A 19,503-nucleotide genomic window follows, 5' to 3' on the forward strand; every position below is an offset into this window, starting at 1 on the left:
GACGGTAGAAAACAAAAAGACGCCAGTTTCCCGGCGTCTTTTTCCGTTCTAAAACCTAATTACGCACTGCGATAAAGCTTGGTCAGTACGAACTCGCGGTGACCCAGTGCTTCGGCGGCGGTTGCACGGCCATTCGCAGTGCGAAGGGTCATGTCAATCAACATGTCGCCCGCGGTATCCAGGTTCAGCTCGCGGCGTAGAATGCCAGACACATCCACATCCACGTGCTCGCCCATGGTACGCACGGTACGTGGGTTCGCGGTGATCTTGATGACTGGCACAATCGGGTTACCAATCACGTTACCTTGCCCGGTAGGGAAGAGGTGAACCGCGAAACCGGCAGCGGCTTGCAGCGTCACACATTCTGCCGCTGCTGATGAGGTATCCATGAAATAGAGACCCGGGCCTGCTTCAGGGCGCTCTGCCGGTTTCAGCACATCGACGAACTGGGTGGTTTTACCGATTTTTTGGTAGTTACCGAACGCCTTCTCTTCGATGGTGGTCAGGCCGCCTTCGATGTTGCCTTTGGTTGGCTGGCTGTCAGACAAATCCGAGGTTTTAAACGGCTCGATAACTTCGTCCATGTAGGCCTGCCACGTGTCGAGAAACTTCTGGCCAATCTCTGGGCTAACCGCGCGGGTTTTACAGATTTGCTCTGCACCGGTCAGCTCTGAGGTTTCACCGAAACAGAGCGTTGCACCTTTGGCTGAGAACTTGTCACACAGGTTGCCGACGGTAGGGTTGGCTGCAAGGCCGGAGGTGGTGTCTGATTCGCCGCACTTCATCGAAACCCAAAGCTCGCTCACGTCGCACTCTTCGCGGGTTAGCTCACTGGCGTAATGGACATACTCTTTGGCAACACGGGATGCTGCCGCAATGGTGTTGATGTCACCGTTTTGCTCAATGGCGAAACCCTGCACAGGTTTGCCTGATGCCTTGATGCCTTCCACCACACGGTTTGTCCACGCTGGTTCAATGCCGATCACGACAACCGCTGCCACGTTCGGGTTGCAACCGGTGCCAATCAGGGTGCGGAAATGCAGCTCCAAATCTTCACCGAATTGCAGGCGCCCATAGGGGTGGGGCAGTGCCAGCGTGCCTTTGATGTTGTTGGCAACCGCTTCACACGCGGCGTTGGAAAGGTCATCCAAAGGCAGGATGATCACATGGTTACGCACACCGACTCGGCCATTTTCGCGGCGGTAGCCCATAAATTTGTATTCGCTCATGGTTACCACCTCTTGGTTTTCACATTGTGGACGTGTACATGGCCGCCTTTTTTGATGTCTGCGACCGCTTTGCCGATGTCGTTGTCATACTTGATGATGGTGTCGCCGTTACTGATATCGTTCAGCGCCACTTTGTGACCAAGAGGGATTGCATCTAACGCGAGAACTTCGATGGTTTCATCGGTGTCCATCACCCATCCTGTGAGGGTCTTACCGGCTTCAAGACCCTCAACCACGATCACGCCGACGGTGTCAGACGAGTCATGGACGAGAAAATCCGGTGCTTGCATTTTCATCTCCTTGTGAAAGTAGGTATTGCGTTTTTTCGTTCCGTTTAAGGCTTACTCATTGGGCTTTAACACCACCTTGGCGGCGGCAATACGTCCGTTAAGTAAATCGTCAAAAGCGTTCGCACCATCGCTGAGCGGGCGCTCCTGAATCCAGTCCAGTGCGCCAAGCGCACCGTTATGCATGGCTTCGAGCGTGGCCCGGAAGTCTTGCATGGTGTAGGTGTAACTGCCTGCAAAGGTCACCTCCTGAAGCGTGAACTTGCGGACATCCAACCCTTCGAGGCTGTCTTGCAACCCGACATGCACAATCACGCCGCCGGGTTTTACCGCTTGTGACGCACCCATGCGGGTGTGCTGGTTGCCGACACAATCAATCACGAGATCAACGGTGTTGGCACCGACAAGCGGGTTAGTGGTTGGGTCGAATACGGTTGCGACCTGTTGCTGCTCCACGGTGTCGCGGCGCAGTGCATTGGTTTCTGCCAGGTAGATCTGTTGGCAACCCTGGGCGCGAAGGGAAAGCGCTGCCGCCAGCCCCACAGCGCCGCCGCCGTAAACCAACGCGCGGTTTTCTGTTAGCGGGCGTTTGCTGAGCTCTGCACCTTTGGTGACTGCATGCCAGGCGGTGGCAATGGGTTCAACCAACGAGGCTTTTGCCAGCGACATGCCATCCGGCACTAACACCAGGTTGCGTTTTGGGATTGCCACAAACTCGGCAAATGCCCCTTCACGTGGTGGCAGGGAAATGATCTGGCGTGATGGACACTGGTTCACAAAGCCTGTCGTGCAGTACTCGCAGACACCGCAGCTCACCAGTGGGTTAATGGCCACTGCCTGACCGTCCATGTCACCGCCGCGCACATAACCTGCACCCTCGTGACCGAGGATCAGAGGCGCCGGGCGGCGTTCGTCATGCCCGAGAAAAGCATGCAGATCAGAGCCGCAAATCCCGACAGCGCCGATTTGCACCAGCACTTCGCCCTCCTTGGGAACCGGCATCGCGGCTTGCTGGAATTGCATGGCTTTGGGGCCGGTGTATACCAGCGCATTCATGTGTGTTTGATTCATCTCAGGCCTCATTTTGCGGTGTACCCTCCATCGAGCGAGATCATCTGGCCGCTGATGTAGTCCGATGCGCGGGAGGCAAGGAATACCGTCAGTCCGTCAAAATCACTCAGCTCACCGTTTCGCCCAATCGCAGTCATCGAAGCGTGGTGCTGGGATAACGCCTCATCACGGAACACTTTCTCAGTCAGCGGGGTCTGGAAAAATCCCGGTGCGATGGCATTGGTGGTGATTCCTTCTTTCGACCAAGCTTCAGCCATTGCCCGGGTCAGCTGCGCTACACCGCCTTTTGATGCGCCATAGGGGATGGAGTTGGCGAATGCGCGGTAAGACTGTAGCGAGCCGATGTTGATGATCTTGCCGCGACCAATTTTCCGCATCCCCGGCAGGCAAGCTTTGGCAAGAAAAAAGGGCACCGACAGGTTGAGATTCAACGTGGTGTCCCAAGTCTCCAGTGTAATTTCATCAGCAGGTTGACGAAGGTTCACTCCTGCAGCATTCACTAAAATATTGGGAGCACCGAAATGGGTGGATGCCTTTTCCACGAAAGCGGGCAAGGTTTCCCGCTTGAGAAGATCGACCGTTTCAATGGCCGCATCACCGCCTTCACTGGCAATGGCCACAGCGGTTTTTGCCAGTGTTTCAGCGTGGCGTCCGGCTAGCACCACCTGGGCACCCGCTTTCGAGAGTGCATAGGCCATGCGTTGCCCAATGCCCGTGCCTGCACCGGTCACCAGTGCGACTTGGCCATCAAGGCAGAAAAGGTTGTCAATCATGGTGCCTGTCATCGGTCTCACTTCCTCTTGTATCGTGGATTAAGGCGCTAAATCGAAAGATTCATCAGGGAAGTATTTCGCCAGACGTGCATCGCCAGTTTTGGCGTGGGCTTCCATGCCTTCAAGGCGCGAAATACGCGCGGTTACCTGCGCCACGTCTTTGCTCGCTTCTTTGGTCGAACGTTGATAGGTCACGACTTTGATGAACTTGCCAGCGCTCAGGCCACCTGTGTATTTGGCTGCGCCTTTGGTCGGCAGAATGTGGTTCGGGCCCGAGGTTTTGTCACCGAAGGCGACATTGGTTTCCTCGCCAAGGAACAGGGAGCCATAGTTGCGAAGGTTTGCCAGCCACCAGTCGAGATCTGCTGCATGTACTTCAAGGTGTTCCGGCGCGTATTGGTCGCTGACGGCAACCGCTTCTTCGCGGGTATCGACAATGATCACTTCGCCATAATCGCGCCACGCCGCTTCCGCGGATTTGCTGTTGAGTTCGGGCAGCTCGGCAATCAACTCCGGCAGGCGGTTCATCACGGTATTTGCCAATTCTTCTGAATCTGTGACCAGCCAGGCCGGGGTGTTGGGGCCGTGTTCTGCCTGACCGAGCAGGTCGACTGCAACCAGTTCTGGGTCGGCATCACCATCGGCAATCACCAGGATTTCAGAAGGGCCGGCGAACATATCAATGCCGACGCGACCATAGAGCTGGCGTTTGGCTTCCGCGACAAACTGGTTGCCGGGGCCGACCAGGATATCTGCCGGATGACCGGTAAACTGGCCGAATGCCATGGCGGCAATGCCCTGAACACCACCCAGGTTTAAAATGGTGTCTGCACCGCAAAGACGCAGGGTGTAAAGAATGGCTGGGTGGATACCGCCTTCACGCCCCGGTGGCGAGCAGGCAATCACATGGTCAACACCGGCAACTTTGGCGGTGGTGACAGACATAATCGCCGAGGCGATATGGGAATAGCGGCCACCCGGCACGTAACAACCTGCCGCTTGCATCGGGATAAGGCGTTGCCCTGCAAACAGGCCGGGGGAAAGCTCGGTTTCAAATTCGCTCATGCTGGCAAGCTGCGCTTTTGCAAAGTCGCGCACACGCTCATAAGCAAACTGAATATCCTTTTTCAGTTGCTCCGGCACTTTGGCTGCAGCGGCATCAATGTCTTCTTGCGAGACGACAATATCGCCTTGCCAGTTATCAAATTTACGGGTGTAGGCGATGCACGTTTCTTCGCCACCTTGCTCAATGTCTTTCAGCATGTCCGCGACAATCGCGCGAACATCATCTTCACCAGTTGCAGCAGTTTTTTCCGCTTTTTTCAGATACTTAACAGCCATGTCGAAAAATTCCTCGTTAAATTTTGGGCGCAACTTTCCTGTCTGGCTCATCGTGGACAAGCCAGCTAGGGGTTAAATACGTTGGGTTAGTCGAGAGCCCAGAGCGACAGTTCGGGTATAAATGCCAGCAGCAATACCACGGTTAACATGGATATCACGTAGGGCCCCGATCGCGCGGCAATCTTAAGTACCGAGGTCCCCGTTAATCCGGATACAACAAATAAATTCAGCCCAAGTGGTGGGGTAATAAACCCGACGCCAAGTGCGGTCACCATCATGATGCAGAACTGAATGTCTTCCATGCCGATCTCCCTCGCCAGTGGCAGCAGGATAGGGGAGAGGATCAGGATGTTCGGTGTGGTTTCCATAAAGCAGCCCGCAATGATCAGAATGCCAATCATGATAAGGATCAGTGCAGTGCGGCTGTCGGTCAGCGATGTCATGGTTTCCACAAACGCTTGCGGCACTTCCAGCGCGGCCAGCGTTTGCGCCAAGGGTAGGCTGAGCGCGATGATGGGCAGAATCACGCCGTTGACCTTGGCAGAACTTTCCAGCATTTTCGGGAAGTCGCTGACTTTCAATGTGCCCTGGAAAAGGCCAATGATGATGGTGATGACCACGGCGACGGCAGCGGCTTCTGTTGGCGTAAATACCCCAGAATAAATACCGCCGAGAATAATGACCGGCACCAGCAGGGCGTAGCGCGCATCAATTACCACCGAAATCCAGCGTTTGAATGAAAATCCCTGACGCGCGTTTTCGTAGCCATAAATGCGGTTCATCACCACGTTGGTCAGCATTATAGCCATCATCACCATCACCCCAGGTACGGCTGCTGCCAGGAATAGGGTGGAGGCGGAAATACCCAGCACCAGACCGATAATGATGTACGCGATAGAAGGCGGGATAAGGATGCCGGTACAGGCACCTGCTGCCACCAATGCGCAGGCATAGGGTTTTGGGTAGCCCTGTTTGACCAGGCGGTCGATGGTCATGCGACCCACCGCGGCTGCACCTGCGGCGTCCGAGCCTGAGATACAGGCGAAGAAGCCACAGCCCAGCACAGTGGCGCTGCCGAAACCTGCCCGTGCACCGCCCACACTGGCCTCGGCAACATCGAGCAGTTTGTTTGACAGACCTGTGCGCACCAGAACGTCACCGGTCAGGATAAACAGTGGCACGGCAATCAGAGCAAAGGCATCAATACCATCGAACAGGGATTCACCGAACAACGAAAGGGGCAATACTTCGGTGATGTAAAGCAGCGCAATAGAGCCAATCCCCAGCGAAACCCAGACCGGCACGGCCAGTGCAATCAACACCAACATGGCGATCACTGGCCCATAGAATTCCCAGCCCAGTTCGACAGCGGTTTGTTGTACGTAATAATTCAGCACAGTGCCCCCTAATCGAACAGCTTGTTGCCTTCAAACACAGGAGTGTTCTGTGTCAGGCTTTTGATATCGCGGTACATAGACTGTCCAAGGCGGAAGATCATCAGTGAAAATCCGAGGGGAACCGCAGCGAGAAACCAGGCCTGGCTGATACCCAAACCGTGGGTGACAGAGCCAAACTTGAGCGAAATGTCGATAGGGTGAAGCGACCAGTAAAGGGCAAACAGCGCCACAATCAGGGTACAGATATCGCCAAACAGGTAGATGGCTGCTTTGCCACGGTTTGGCAGGTAATGAAGCAAAACATCAATCCGGATATGGGCACGTTCTTTCACGGCAGCCGACGCACCCACCCAGGCAAGATAGATAAAAGCATAGCGAGCGACTTCCTCTCCCCAGATAGAGGAGTAGCTGAACACAAAGCGTCGCAGCACTTCCATAGCGATCGTGATGACGATGGTGGTGTAGAAAAACAGCAGTAGCCATCTTTCTCCATTTTCATCAATTTGTTTTAGAAAAGGTTTCATCGGGTATTCCAACGTCCGTTTTGGAAGAAGGCAGAAAGTGCCGCTTGAGTGACTAAAAGGAGGCGACGCCACCCAAACGGCGGTTTTTTCAGCTACACATCGTGGACAAATGGACCGTCGTGGTCGTTTGCCGCATCCAGCAGTTTATTGAATGCCGCTTTTGAGCCCGCTAGTTCAGTTTTGAACGAATCCCACTCAGGCAATTGGTGACCCGCTTTGGCCGACCACAGCGCCATTTCATCGTCGTTCGGTGCGTAGAACTCGACGCCCGCCTGACGAAGTTCTGCCATGGCATAGGCACGGGCAGCCGGTACTTTTGCGAGGTTTTGCAGTGAGGTCACTTCGCTCGCGAACTCAATGCCTTCCTGAATGTGCGGCGGCAGGCTCTTGAACCATTCGAGGTTACAGGAGAAAACCTGTGAATCCGGCACTGCGCGGTTGAAAGTCACCCAGGAAAGTACATCTTTAAAGCCGAAGACATTAAGCGCTTCAACGGAAGGGTCGAGCGCATCGGCCACGCCTTGTTTAATCGCAGAAGGGGTTTCACCCCAGGCAACCGGCGTTGGGTTTGCGCCCAGCAAGCGGTAGAACTGTTGCAGGATTTTCGAACCCGGTACGCGGAACTTAATGCCTGACATTTGATCCGGCGTTTTGATGGGGCCTTCTAGCCCTTTACGCAGGGCAACCACGCGAGGGTCAATCACCACATACCAAAGAGGCTTGAAGCCTTTGGCTTCCACTTTCGGGTGGATTTCCTGTTTCCATGCATCTGATGTCACGAGGTTGATGAATTTTTGGTTTTCACCACACCAGTAAGGGATGTTGATGAGATCAACGGCTGGTGCGAACGGCGCAAAGTTAGAAAGTGAATGCTGCGCCGCCTGGATAGTGCCTGCCTGCACTTTTTGCGCCAGTGCACCACCAGCACCCAACTGACCACCCGGAGCGAGTTTCACGTAGACTTCGCCGTTGGTCATGTTCTGGATGTTTTCTTTAAAATCGAGCTGCATGATCGGGTAGCTGCGGGACGCACCAATGATGTAGGCGGTCGCAATTGTCATGGTGTACTTGGCGCGTTTTTGTCGTTCTTTTTCTTCGTTGACTGCCGCTTGTGCGGTGGTTGAGGTCAACAATGCTCCCGAAGACGCGGCAACGATAGCTGCTGTGAAGCCCGCTTTCTTGGTGATTTCAAGGAAACGGCGACGCTCTGAGTTTTGTGGGGAGTCATCCTTATTGTGAACAGACATATCTACTTCCTTTCTGCGTTTATCGTAAATCTGCCGACTTGCTGTCTGCCTCTTTTTCGGCAAGCAACATGGCGACGACGAAAGTCAGCGAGGCGAGGAGAAGCAAAACAAACTCCCCAACATCACCCACGCGAACAATGGATTTAGCACCCGAAGCAATCTGAATTTTGGTGGCGATTACGTTGGCAAAATAAAGAACAAAGAACACCAGCGGTAAGAGGTAGCGTCGTTTAAGCGTCATCGTGTCATGCCTCGCTTTCGTCTGCTTGCTGGCGGGAATCGCCGTTTAGGATTTTTTATTTATAGCACCCACATCGAATGTAAAATGATTGTTAAATGTAAGCGCTTACATTTGAAGGGTAGAAGCGAGGTCGGAAAACTGTCAAGGAAATAACGGATAAATTTTGTACGGTAACTATAATCAGGTAAGTTCTGGTGAAGATTTCCCATTAATGAGCCAAAGAGAACGTCAGTTTTGGAAAAAGAGAGACAAGCATCACGTAAGCGCTTACAAAAAAGGGCAGGAGACACCCCAACCGCAGAGGATGTTGCTGTTGCAGCAGGGGTTTCTACTGCCACGGTGTCCCGCTATCTTGCTAACCCCACTTCGGTGAGTGAAAAGCGCGGCACGCTGATCCGGATGGCCATTGAGAGTCTGGGGTATATTCCGCACGGCGCCGCTCAGGCGCTGGCTTCTCAACGTTCACGTACCATCGGCGTGATTGTTCCGACACTGGATAACGCCATATTTGCCGAGGGCATTCAGGCATTTCAATGGCGGTTGCAGGAAAAGGGTTACACCCTGTTTATTGCCAGTTCTGACTATTCGGTGGATGAAGAGCTTGCACAGGCCGAGCGCCTTGTCTCCCGTGGCGTAGAGGGGCTAATGCTGGTGGGCGCAGAACACCATCCCAGCCTGTTTGAACTGCTGGAGAAAAAGCAAATCCCGTATCTCTATACCTGGTCATTCAAACCTGGGATCGATCACCCATGTATCGGTTTCGACAACTACCGCGCTTCTGCGAAACTGACCCAATTTCTCATTGATCTCGGCCACAAACAGTTTGCGGCTATTCCGGGTATTACCCGCCTGAATGACCGAACCAAAGACCGCCTTGCCGGTTGCCTTGATACGCTGGAAAAGCAGGGGATCAGCCTGACCGCGGACAGAATCATTGAGTGCAGATACGATCTGGCGGAGAGCCGTCAGGCGCTGCGAAAGTTGATGAAAGCGGAGCCCAAACCGACGGCTATCGTGTGTGGTAATGACATCATCGCCATGGGCGCATTGCTGGAAGCGCAGGCGCTGGGCATTCGTGTACCGGAAGATCTCTCCATCGTCGGCTTTGATGACGTCGCGATGGCTTCGCATATTCACCCCGCTTTGACGACAATGCAGGTCCCTTCGCGGGAGATGGGTACAAAAGCCGCCGATTATTTGCTGTCACGGCTGAATGAGGATCCGGTTGCGGATCATCTTGAGCTTGAAGCCAAACTGGTGGTCAGGGAGACCACGGCAGCTATCTCTCACTGATATCCCAAGAAGCAAAAAAAAGGGCGGAGAGTCCGCCCAAATCCTCCAAGTGAAACCGTTACCAAATCCAACTGGTCTGTTGGTTGTTAATGCGGGTCTGGATCGGCGTGCTGCCATCATAGAAGTAGACTTCTGCCAGCATGTAATACTGCGAATCAGCCAAGGGATAGCTCAAGTCGGCTAACCCTGCTTCAACGGTTGCTGAGGTGATCCGGCTGTTGTAATCCGCACTGTAGGAACCATCTGCATTTTCTTCAAACGCCCCGTAAATGGACACGTATCCTTTTGCCAGACTGTAGCCGCGAATATCAACACTGAGGTTTTGAATATCAACACCGTTGTAGTTGAAGTCTGAAGGCACAGACACTTCAGACATCATGGTTGCGCTGCTGGTGACATTTGGCGGGATAGTGACACTCAATCCCGTGGAGGTCAGCATAGTGGCAGACGCTGTATTGCCTGTCGTCTGGCCAACCTCCTGCGTGGCGCTGTCCACAATCACTTCTGAATCCGGTGAGGCTGAGGGGGACGAATCGCCACCTCCCCCACAGGCAGTGACAAAACCAATCAGAGAAATACTCAGGAATTTACGTTTCATCGTGATCACTCCTCTGGCAGGTAGTAGGTGTCGGCAACGGCGTTCTCTTCCGTATACCAGGTGGTGTTTACCGCGCCTGCATTTTCTGCATAACCGGCGAACAGGGGATAGGCGCTGATGAGGTCAATGTGCTCCTGCGGCCATTTCCACGCATCAGTGATCAGCAATGCCCAGGGCAGGTTGGTCGATGTTTTGTAATAGCGCCCTTCTGCGGGCACGCTGTCATCATCTTGCCAGCCGTAAAGGAAGGTATCGAACTGCTCCGTCGGTGCTTGATCAGGAAGGTGAACTTCCAGGCCGCGACCGGGGTTGTACCAGATCCAATCACGCACATAAGCACCAGGCGTGGAGAAGATAAACGGGTCGTAAGGCATGTCTGCCAATCCATAGGTGTTAGCGCCTTCAACCGTGCGGATATCCAGTTCAAACTCCCAGGCAATTTCCTGCTGGCAATATTGCGCCGTGCGATAGAAGTTGCATTCACTGGCAGGCACTGTGGCTTTCAAATCTTCTGAGATGATGAAGATCGCTTCATCTGATTCTGCCTCCAGTCCATTGCTTTGCTGAAGCACGGCATTGTGTTTGAGTTTGGTCGTGACGCTTTGTATATCCGACCTGTTCAAACCGGGAAGACGGAACGCAAAGCCATTGTGGTAGCCAGCACCATAGGCCGCGAGATATCCCTGGATGAGAATGCGCGTGGCGTGGTTGTTCTCATCAAGGGTTTCGGTCATACGAAAACGGATGACCACGTCGTTCATGTCGTAGTCGCCTTCTTTCGGCCAGTTATCCTCAAAGGCGAGGGTGGCGTAGCCTTGCTCGCTGGGGTAGTGCACCAGTGTTGTACCGGTTTTCAGCACAGTGATCGGGTGATCTTCCACCTCACCGGTAGTGGCACCACCGTAGTAGTCGAGACCGGATTGCTCGGCAAAACGGAAGCGGCTGAATGTTGAGCCAATCGCGGCATCGACGGGAACGTTGATTATCAGGGTATTGGTGCCGCCACTTAACAGCGAATCGCTGATGATCTTCTCATTGCTGTCAGCAAAATCACCGTCCTGGTTCCAGTCAATCCACGCGGAAAGATAGCCAGAGCGTGATGCCTGTACAGAGACAATCGCCACCTCACCGGCTTCAAGCGCGGTGACAAAGCCCACACCGTCTTCATCGGCAAGGCCTGCTTTGTTGTCATCAAGCGGGGAAATCAGGCCATCGCCTTCGCTGTCCGGTGCGACAGAACCCAGATAGTAGTCGCTGCCAATTTGGTGGCGTGGGCCGTTAGAAGCCAGCAAGGTCAGATAGCTATCAGGCGCATCACCGAAGTCGATGGTGGAGTCTTCATCAATCACAGGAGCATTGGCACAGCGTGCACCGTCGTTCTGGTTAGAGCTTGGGCCGTCAGCAAACTTCACGGCGGTTACATCACCATCATCGCCGTAATCGGAAAGGTCGATGCGGAAGATATCCCCGTCGCTGTTTCGGGAGATGTAGTAGTAGCCGTTCACATCAAAATAGCCTGCACCAAATGTGCCGGTCACACCAATGTTGCCGATGTAAGTGGTGTCGCCGTTATCGGTGCTGAACAGGAACAAATCACCGGTGCGGTTATCGACACCGTACAAACCGCCGTTGCCGGGGTGAAACGCAAAATCCGTCAGGGAGACGGAGGCGGTAGTGGTGATGCGCTCAACAACCAGCGTCGCGCTGGGGTCGCTATCCAGCGGTGTGAGGTCAATTTTGAACAGGCCTTTTCCTTGCCTGTAGAGGTAATAGGTGTGGTCGTAAACGTCACCGACGAAGAAAGTGTGGTCAGTTGGGAGGCCTGTCGTGTTTAACACCTCTGCCTGAAACTCCTGCCCAAGCCTGACAATCTGTTTGTTCGAGGTGTCATAGCCATAGATATACCTGTCCTCGAAATCAAAGCCGACACCGTTGATGTTGGCATTCAACCCTGTATCAGACTGCAAAAGTGCCGTTTCGCCAGTGACCAGATTGACGCCATAGACCTGCACCGGGCTGGATTGAAAAAGGTAAGCCTTGCTCGGACAGGTGTCAAAAGGTGATGCTGTCGCAAAGGGCGATGTCAGAGCCAGCGCAAGAGGGATAGCAAAGCGAGACATAGCGCTCTCCTTTCTACTCAGAATGAATTTGCTACTACAAGCACTGTGCCAGTTTTAATTGCATGAAATTAAACATTTTTTCATTGTGAAAATCAGTTTGGGAGAGCGTTTTTTCTCAGATTGACTGTCAGATGTGGGATTGGAACGCTGGGTTTCTCAATATGAGAAAAATCAGATGATGCTTGGCGGCTAAAATCCGAAACAAGGCAGAAAGGGGATGGTTTGGATTCTATTCTCAAAGAAAAACAGAAAATCATTCTTGTTGAAGGCTAATTATCAATGAAGTGGGTAGTCATAAAATCGGGCATATCATTCGAGCGCAGCTTCGGCTGAAAAACGACAAGGAAAAGCATTCCTCATGACAAAAAACATTCTTATCACCGGCTCAACTGACGGTATCGGGTTGGCAACGGCAAAGCAGTTGGCAGCGCAAGGTCACAGCATCCTCCTTCATGGCCGCACTGCAGACAAACTTGAACGTGCCAAATCCGATGTGCAGGATGTGAAGGGTTCAGCCATTGTCGAAACCTATCTCGCGGATCTTTCCAATCTCAAAGAGGTTGAACAACTGGCCGACGCAGTAAAAGCAAAACACGAAGCGTTGGATGTGCTGATCAATAACGCGGGCATTTTCCGGGTTTCCAATCCGGTCAAAGACGATGGTCAGGATGTCCGCTTTGTGGTTAACACCCTTGCGCCTTACCTTTTAACCCGCAGGCTTCTGCCGTTGTTAGGCATTGAAGGGCGGGTTGTGAACCTGTCTTCTGCTGCGCAGGCACCATTCAATATTGCCGCGCTGAAAGGAGAAGTGAATGTTGGCGATGATTTCTCCGCCTATGCCCAAAGCAAACTGGCACTCACCATGTGGACAGAGCAAATGGCAGAAGAGTTAGGAGCCAATGGCCCGGTACTGGTGGCGGTCAACCCTGGCTCCATGCTTGGTAGCAAGATGGTGACCGAAGGATTTGGTGTCGCGGGCGGTGACATCGGTATCGGCGCAGACATTCTTTCCCGGGCAGCATTGAGTGATGAGTTCGCTGATGCATCAGGTAAATACTTCGATAACGACTCCCAGCGTTTTGCCGCACCGCATCTATTCGCAGCAGACAAAGGAAATGTGGAAGCCGTTGTACTGGCAATCAAGTCAATAGTGGCTGTTTAACCTTACCTTTCGGAATATAAATCAGTGCCAGAAACTTGTCCGGCACTGTGTTTTGAGGCACTAAATTTACGCAACCTCTGCCTTTCTCGCTCATGAATCAGACACCTGTAAAAAGTTCTGTTTGAGGATGTCATATCTCTTGTAGGGGTTTGAATTTTGTTGACCTGTGTTTGTACTCTTTTCATACATTGCTTGTAAAAGCGCCTGACAATGGATGTCTCTGAATTTTGCCTGTGAACTAAACGGCAGATTAAAAGGAATTACTATGAAAAGTTGTCTTATCAAACTCGGTACGCTCACTCTGTTGCTCCTGCATGGAGGGTGTTCGAGCACGCTTAAACCTACCACGCTCAAGGAAGATGGATACTTTGACACAAGCTCCACGCTGAGACCGGAAGGTGTCATCATTGAGCAACCGTTCAAGCCTGAATATCGCAAAATGCTTTATGTGAAGACGGGAGATGAAAAGAACGAACGATACAAAGAGTTTTATCTGACGTCTTTTAAAAACATGAACGCTTTCGACAAGGTGGTTGACCAAAGTGAGCTTGAATCCCTGGTTATTGAGCAAGGCCTGACTGACAAGGTTTCTAATATTTCCGACAAGATTGGCCTGCACCATCTACAAAAAGAAATGGGCAGCTTTTTGGTTGTTGAACCCTACGTTGAATGGAATGGGGGCTATGACTATGTTGCAAACCTCAAAGCCTACGATCCCGAGTCTGGCAAGGTAGTGCTCCATATCGAAAAAGAGGCTTTCAACTGGGCGGGACTGGATGACCCACTTTTCTATCCCCTGCTAAACGGGTTTGTTGAATGGACTCGGGGCGAAAAAATTTCAACCAAGGATGCACCCAACAAGAAGTAATTTGAATTCTGACCGTTTCTACGTCGTGATAACCAAAGAACCCCGCAGTAGCGGGGTTCTTTGTTTGATACCAATGCGTTCGTTAAATCACATTACAAAGCTACACGCTTTTCAGTGCTGAAACCTTGGATTGCTGTTTGCGCTTGATGAAATAGTTCGAGACCACACCGACAATCAGAACCAGACCACAGAATCCGTATACCTGCATGATGGTCGGATCGTTCGAGACAAAGCCCGCGTCCGAAAACATGATGTAAGCGCCAAGTACCATGTAAATGATCACGGCAGAAGCTTCAAAACGGAAAGCCCACGGCGTGACGTCGATGCTCTCATTGACTGGCATCACGTAATCTTCTTTGCGTGGCATAAAGTGGCCAATGACGAACATCAGCGCTGTACACACTACAAACAAAATGGCGAGCTGGTGCAGGAAGTGAATAGGGGTGTCGAACACCAGTTGCATCGCAGCGTAGGAGGAGACAAATACCACCAGCACAACCTTTGCCGCAACCGCAGGAACCCGTTTAGAAATGTAACCCACGAAGACGATGGTGAAGATAGGCACACTGAAAAAGCCCGCTACCATCTGTAGGTATTGGAACAGACCTTCCGGTGCGTACATGATAAAGGGAGCAATACAGACCGAAATGATGGCGATGACGATACCGAAGATCTGGCCGCCACTGACCAATTCTTCGTCAGACTTTCCTTTGCCAAACAGTGGCTTGTAGACGTTCAGTGCAAACAGGGTGGTTGAGCTGTTTAACACGCCGTTGAAAGTACTCAGGATGGCACCAAACATGACCGCCACGAAAAAGCCGACCAGCGGTTTTGGCAGCACCTCATTCACCAGTCGCGTGTACATGGTGTCCGGGTTGCCTGCATCTGCCCCGAACATGTGGAAAGCGATGATGCCGGGAATGATCAGGAACAGGGGTGAAATCACTTTGATCGCACCGGCCAGGATAACGCCTTTCTGACCCTCTTTCAGGTTCTTGGCGCCCAGTGCGCGCTGGATGATGGACTGGTCGGTACCCCAGTAATAGAGGTTCACCAACAGCAAACCGGTAAACAGGGTGGAGAATGGCAGGGGATCAGTTTCCTTGCCTACCGATTGCAGCTTTTCAGGTGCGGCGGTTAACAGCACATCCAGTCCGCCCATAAAGCTACCTGAACCTAGAGCCATTAAGCCAAATACCGGGATCATCAAACCGCCGATGATCAGACCAACACCGTTGATGGTATCGGCGATGACCACGGCTTTCAGACCACCGTAAATGGCATAGAAAAAGCCAAGCAAACCAATGGTGGCTGAGATAAGCGCTATCGCACTGAATTCAGATATTCCCAGCAACCCTTTCACATCGAAGATTTCACCCAGTACGACGGCACCGGCATAAAGTGTGGTTGGAAGGATATTGATGACGTATTGGCACAAGAACAACAGCGTCACGAACTTCTTCACTGACATGTCATAGCGGCTTTCCAGAAAATCAGGAATGGTGGTGATACCTTGCTTGAGATAGCGCGGTACCAACAACAGCGCAATGATAACCAAGGTGACGCCGGAAGCGACTTCCCAGCCCATTACGCTCATGTTGTGGGTGTAAGACTGGGCGCTCATGCCAACAAAGCTGGTGGCACTGAGGTTTGTCAGGATCAGGGAGCTGGCAATGAGGCCACCAGTCAGGCTTCGTCCACCGAGGAAAAAGCCATCCTGAGAGTTGTTTTTGTCGTTTTTGACTTTGTTGTAGGTGAATACCACCACAAAGCCCGTAAAGAGCAAAAATGAAAATAGAACGGTGATCGACATTTTGTTTCCTTACCAAATCAGGCAACAAGTGGCTGCCCTTGAGTTGTAGGGTGTCCCTCCAGCGAGTTCTGGAGTGTGTTATCAGGCAAGGGTGGTTGCTCTGACGCTGGAGGGAACGGCTTGGTTTTTATCGTTTTTTCAGGTGAACAATCAGTGCAGATTCCGGGTCGAGTATTGGCAAAGTGACACCGATTTCCTTCAGGTTGTCGCCGCTCAGTGTCAGGGTTTTATCCAGCCATTGGGGGCGTTGTTTCATCAGCTGGAAGCTGGTCTTTGGCATCTCGATAATCTTTACGTCATAGCGGGCGTTTTCTTCGGCACAGCTGACGCGCAGTGGGGCTGGCAACGCGTGGCTGGGCATTGCCAACTGGCAGACGGTGATCAACATTTCGTCGCCGTTTTCGACGCCGTATATGTTCTGATTCCTGTCGGCGGGATCGATACGGAACGCGCGGCCGGAATGCAGCAAATCGCGGTATTGCTTGTGCAATTGAATGTAGTGGGCAAATGCCTGCTTTTCTTCCGGGCTCTCTTTTACCGGATCCAGCTCCACGCCCATGTGGCCGCTCAGTGCTGTCACGCCGCGCATATTGATGGCATGGCGGCGGTTGGTGGAATGACACTCCGCCGGGCCAATGTGTGCGCCCATCACTTCTGGCGGGAAGAAGTAGCTCATGCCGCGTTGGATAGCCTGACGCTCCAAGGCGTCATTGCAGTCTGATGCCCAGAACCGCTGGGTACGTTTAAGAATTTCAAAATCGATACGGCCACCGCCGGACGAGCAGGATTCAATTTCCACATTTGGGTGGGCAGCCTGAAGATCATCCAGCAAACGGTAGAGCGCTTTGGTTTGGCCGTGAACAGCAGCCTGTCCCTGATGCCCCGGTTGAACCAGTTCGCGGTTCATATCCCACTTGAGATAGCCGATGTTGTAGCTGCTTAGCAAATCATTTAGGCGTTCAAAAAGGTAGTTAAAACACTCGCCGTTTTGCAGATCCAACACATACTGCCAGCGGCCGGAAGGTTGATGGTATCCCTGTAATCCCAGTACCCAGTCCGGATGTTGGCGGTACAGGTTTGAATCCTTGCTGACCATTTCCGGTTCCACCCAAAGACCAAACTCCATACCCAGCTCATTAACGTGGGCAATGACAGGCTCAAGGCCGTTCGGGTACTTGTTAGTGTCCAAATACCAGTCGCCGAGCGCAGCGCGTTCCCCGGTGCGGCCAACAAACCAACCGTCATCAATAATAAAGCGCTCAACGCCCATCTGTGCTGCCTCGGTGGCCATTTGCATGATGTAATCAGGGTTATGGTCAAAGTAGATCCCTTCCCACGTATTGAGATGGACCGGGCGCGGCTTATTGGATGGGAACTTCACGATCTGTGCGCGCACAAAAGCATGGAAGCGTTCTGAAATGCCATTCAGGCCGGTATTGCTGTAGGTGGCATACAGCCAAGGGGATTGATATTCCTCACCGCTTTGCAGGCGTTTTTCGCCGGACAACAGCAGTTCACCGGCTTGGACAAAACGTCGGCCATCACTTCTTACATCGGCGCGTAGCTGGTGGTTACCGCTCCAGCCAAGGTGGAAGCCCCACACCTGGCCCAGTTGTTCGCTAAAGCCCTGTGTGCCGGCAAACAGACCGGGGAAGTTTTCGTGTGAGGTGCGGCCACGGCGGTTTTCCTGCATAAAGCCGCCGTGTTCGAATTTCAGGCGCTGGGTCTGGAACTCGTGACACCAACGGCCGTGAAAGGTCATCAGTTCATGAGCATGGTTTGGGAGAGGCAGGGTCGCCGAGAGTTTGCCCAGACAATATTCGCCTGCCGACAGGTTTTTCACTGAGATACGTTTTTGCACCACATCGCTTTCTGCATCCAGTTTTATTTCGATAAACAACTCAAGCTGGGCGACAGCATCCTGCAAAGTAAAGGTGGCGCTGCAATCGTTATGATCCATGGCTGTGATTTCAAACACCGGTGCCCAGTCTTCACCGTGACGGTGACCCTCAATACCCGGCGCATTGAAATGACCGCTTCCCAATTCGGGGCAAAGCGAAAGGGGGACATCCACATCCAGTCGTGCCTGAGAAATAGGGCGTTCAGTCGACAGCATTAAATCCGGGTCGATCTGCGCGATTTTTGCACCCCAGTGGAGGATTTCCGGCACACGATCCACTTTGATGATCAGGCTGTGATTTTTGGATTTCAGGTGAATGATTTTTTGCATATTACATCTCTGTTTTCGTAAACATTAACTCTGTGCGTAATCATGCGTTCAATGCCTCATGAATGGATTTAATAGCCCTATAAATGTGATTTAAAGTGGGTTTCAAAATCTGTATTTGTGGTTTGGATCTTCTGTTTTCGGAAACATTTATTGATGTTTTTAAGACATGATTCACGGGCGGGAAGGCTTTGTTCTGATAGATTTATCTGCGGACAAAGAGGGAGAGAATAGAGTGGCTGTCACATTCAAAGATGTTGCCCGTTTGGCGGGTGTGTCGACACAAACGGTATCAAGGGTGACAAACGGTGCTGACAATGTGGCCGAGGAAACCCGCAAGCGAGTTAACCATGCGATTAAAAAGCTGGGCTACGTGCCAAACAAAGGGGCACAAATGCTCAGCAGGGCAAAGTCCCGCATTGTCGGCATTGTGTCACTGGATATCTCCCTGCATGGCGTCGCCTTGATTGCCAATGGTATCCGCAACCAGGCACATGAAATGGACTACGCCACTGCGTTGGCGGTGCTGGCCGATAACACCATTGAAGAATTCAGGGGCGCGATTCGTGAGCTGATCGCCCAGCAAGTGGACGCGATTATTATCAATGCGCCGGTCTCGCGGGAAATGGCTGAAACTCTGATTGATCAGTTCAGTCACCTCACGCTGGTGTTTATTGATGTGCCGGAGGGAACGCCGGTGAATCACATCAGCTGTGACCACCTGGCGGGGGCACGCATGGCGGCATTACATTTGATTGGACTAAACCGCGATGCCTTTATTTGTATTTCCGGACCTGCCGTTTCAACGGCGTCGTCGATTCGCTACAACGAGTGGCAGAACCAAATCAGTCAGCGTGGAATAAAGGAAATTGCCCGCTACGAGGGGGATTGGCAAGCCGCATCGGGCTACAACGCCATCAAGGATGCGCTGCTGAAAGGGCTGCATTTTGATGCTGTGCTGGTCGCTAATGACCAAATGGCGCTGGGTGTGCTGTGTGCATTGTCTGAAGCCGGTATCCGTGTGCCGAAAACGGTGTCTGTCGTCGGCTTTGATGGTATTCAGGACAGCCAGTTTTTCTCACCGCCCCTGACGACCGTAAAACAGGACTTTAATGAACTGGGCAGACAAGCGGTGATCCTCGCATTAAGCCAAGTGTCGAAGCCCGGACAACCACAAGCCAAAGTCTTGCCCGTCCATTTGGTGGAGCGCCATAGCACTGCGATGAAAAGCGATACCCACTATGACAAGCAGGAAATCCTCGCGCATCTGGAAAATATCCGCCGCTTGTTGCCGTAAAAAAGAACCCCGCAA

17 protein-coding genes are annotated in these 19,503 nt (G+C 52.4%); 4 read left to right on the plus strand and 13 right to left on the minus strand.

Annotation, left to right across the window (positions count from 1 at the left end; genetic code table 11):
- Positions 1 to 59: 59 nt before the first annotated feature.
- The 9 genes from KU854_RS00490 to KU854_RS00530 all read right to left on the minus strand — a co-directional run bounded on the left by KU854_RS00490 (position 60) and on the right by KU854_RS00530 (position 8,110).
- Entirely contained in the window at positions 60 to 1,229 is a 1,170-nt protein-coding gene (locus KU854_RS00490) for a UxaA family hydrolase (RefSeq protein ID WP_218356544.1), read from the minus strand.
- A 2-nt stretch (positions 1,230 to 1,231) separates the two neighbouring features.
- Positions 1,232 to 1,519, minus strand: a complete 288-nt coding sequence (locus tag KU854_RS00495; RefSeq protein WP_054779690.1) for a UxaA family hydrolase — start codon at positions 1,517 to 1,519, stop codon at positions 1,232 to 1,234.
- Positions 1,520 to 1,570: 51 nt separating this feature from the next.
- Entirely contained in the window at positions 1,571 to 2,587 is a 1,017-nt protein-coding gene (locus KU854_RS00500; protein WP_255555312.1) for an alcohol dehydrogenase catalytic domain-containing protein, read from the minus strand.
- A gap of 8 nt (positions 2,588 to 2,595) precedes the next feature.
- Positions 2,596 to 3,372: an SDR family NAD(P)-dependent oxidoreductase gene (locus KU854_RS00505; RefSeq protein WP_218356545.1), complete on the minus strand. Its 777-nt coding sequence runs from the start codon at positions 3,370 to 3,372 to the stop codon at positions 2,596 to 2,598.
- A 27-nt stretch (positions 3,373 to 3,399) separates the two neighbouring features.
- Positions 3,400 to 4,701: a histidinol dehydrogenase gene (gene hisD / locus KU854_RS00510; RefSeq protein WP_218356546.1), complete on the minus strand. Its 1,302-nt coding sequence runs from the start codon at positions 4,699 to 4,701 to the stop codon at positions 3,400 to 3,402.
- Between the two features lie 86 nt (positions 4,702 to 4,787).
- The gene (locus tag KU854_RS00515) at positions 4,788 to 6,098 is read right to left on the minus strand and encodes a TRAP transporter large permease (RefSeq protein ID WP_218356547.1); all 1,311 of its coding nucleotides are present in this window, start codon (positions 6,096 to 6,098) and stop codon (positions 4,788 to 4,790) included.
- A gap of 8 nt (positions 6,099 to 6,106) precedes the next feature.
- On the minus strand, positions 6,107 to 6,622 hold the full coding sequence (locus tag KU854_RS00520) for a TRAP transporter small permease (protein ID WP_218356548.1): 516 nt from the start codon (positions 6,620 to 6,622) through the stop codon (positions 6,107 to 6,109).
- Between the two features lie 92 nt (positions 6,623 to 6,714).
- Positions 6,715 to 7,869, minus strand: a complete 1,155-nt coding sequence (locus tag KU854_RS00525) for a TRAP transporter substrate-binding protein (RefSeq protein WP_218356549.1) — start codon at positions 7,867 to 7,869, stop codon at positions 6,715 to 6,717.
- A 19-nt stretch (positions 7,870 to 7,888) separates the two neighbouring features.
- Complete coding sequence (locus KU854_RS00530; RefSeq protein WP_054779691.1) at positions 7,889 to 8,110, minus strand: hypothetical protein; 222 nt, start codon at positions 8,108 to 8,110, stop codon at positions 7,889 to 7,891.
- A 234-nt stretch (positions 8,111 to 8,344) separates the two neighbouring features.
- Here KU854_RS00530 and KU854_RS00535 point away from each other — a divergent pair, with 234 nt between their 5' ends.
- Positions 8,345 to 9,403, plus strand: coding sequence for a LacI family DNA-binding transcriptional regulator (locus KU854_RS00535; RefSeq protein WP_218356550.1), 1,059 nt, complete (start codon positions 8,345 to 8,347; stop codon positions 9,401 to 9,403).
- 58 nt (positions 9,404 to 9,461) lie between these two features.
- On the opposite strand, the gene KU854_RS00540 is transcribed toward KU854_RS00535, so the two are convergent.
- Entirely contained in the window at positions 9,462 to 10,001 is a 540-nt protein-coding gene (locus KU854_RS00540; RefSeq protein WP_218356551.1) for a hypothetical protein, read from the minus strand.
- Between the two features lie 5 nt (positions 10,002 to 10,006).
- Positions 10,007 to 12,121, minus strand: a complete 2,115-nt coding sequence (locus tag KU854_RS00545; RefSeq protein ID WP_218356552.1) for an LruC domain-containing protein — start codon at positions 12,119 to 12,121, stop codon at positions 10,007 to 10,009.
- 358 nt (positions 12,122 to 12,479) lie between these two features.
- Here KU854_RS00545 and KU854_RS00550 point away from each other — a divergent pair, with 358 nt between their 5' ends.
- Both KU854_RS00550 and KU854_RS00555 read left to right on the plus strand, forming a co-directional pair.
- Positions 12,480 to 13,283, plus strand: a complete 804-nt coding sequence (locus KU854_RS00550) for an SDR family NAD(P)-dependent oxidoreductase (RefSeq protein WP_218356553.1) — start codon at positions 12,480 to 12,482, stop codon at positions 13,281 to 13,283.
- 265 nt (positions 13,284 to 13,548) lie between these two features.
- Positions 13,549 to 14,151, plus strand: a complete 603-nt coding sequence (locus KU854_RS00555; protein ID WP_218356554.1) for a hypothetical protein — start codon at positions 13,549 to 13,551, stop codon at positions 14,149 to 14,151.
- A 100-nt stretch (positions 14,152 to 14,251) separates the two neighbouring features.
- Here KU854_RS00555 and KU854_RS00560 read toward each other — a convergent pair whose 3' ends face one another.
- Positions 14,252 to 15,964, minus strand: a complete 1,713-nt coding sequence (locus KU854_RS00560) for a solute:sodium symporter family transporter (RefSeq protein ID WP_218356555.1) — start codon at positions 15,962 to 15,964, stop codon at positions 14,252 to 14,254.
- Positions 15,965 to 16,091: 127 nt separating this feature from the next.
- Positions 16,092 to 18,194, minus strand: a complete 2,103-nt coding sequence (locus tag KU854_RS00565) for an alpha-galactosidase (protein WP_218356556.1) — start codon at positions 18,192 to 18,194, stop codon at positions 16,092 to 16,094.
- A 232-nt stretch (positions 18,195 to 18,426) separates the two neighbouring features.
- On the opposite strand from KU854_RS00565, the gene KU854_RS00570 reads away from it, so the two are divergent.
- Positions 18,427 to 19,488: a LacI family DNA-binding transcriptional regulator gene (locus tag KU854_RS00570; RefSeq protein WP_218356557.1), complete on the plus strand. Its 1,062-nt coding sequence runs from the start codon at positions 18,427 to 18,429 to the stop codon at positions 19,486 to 19,488.
- Positions 19,489 to 19,503: the final 15 nt, after the last annotated feature.

Source organism: Enterovibrio paralichthyis, from assembly GCF_019209835.1.
Classification (GTDB): domain Bacteria; phylum Pseudomonadota; class Gammaproteobacteria; order Enterobacterales; family Vibrionaceae; genus Enterovibrio; species Enterovibrio paralichthyis.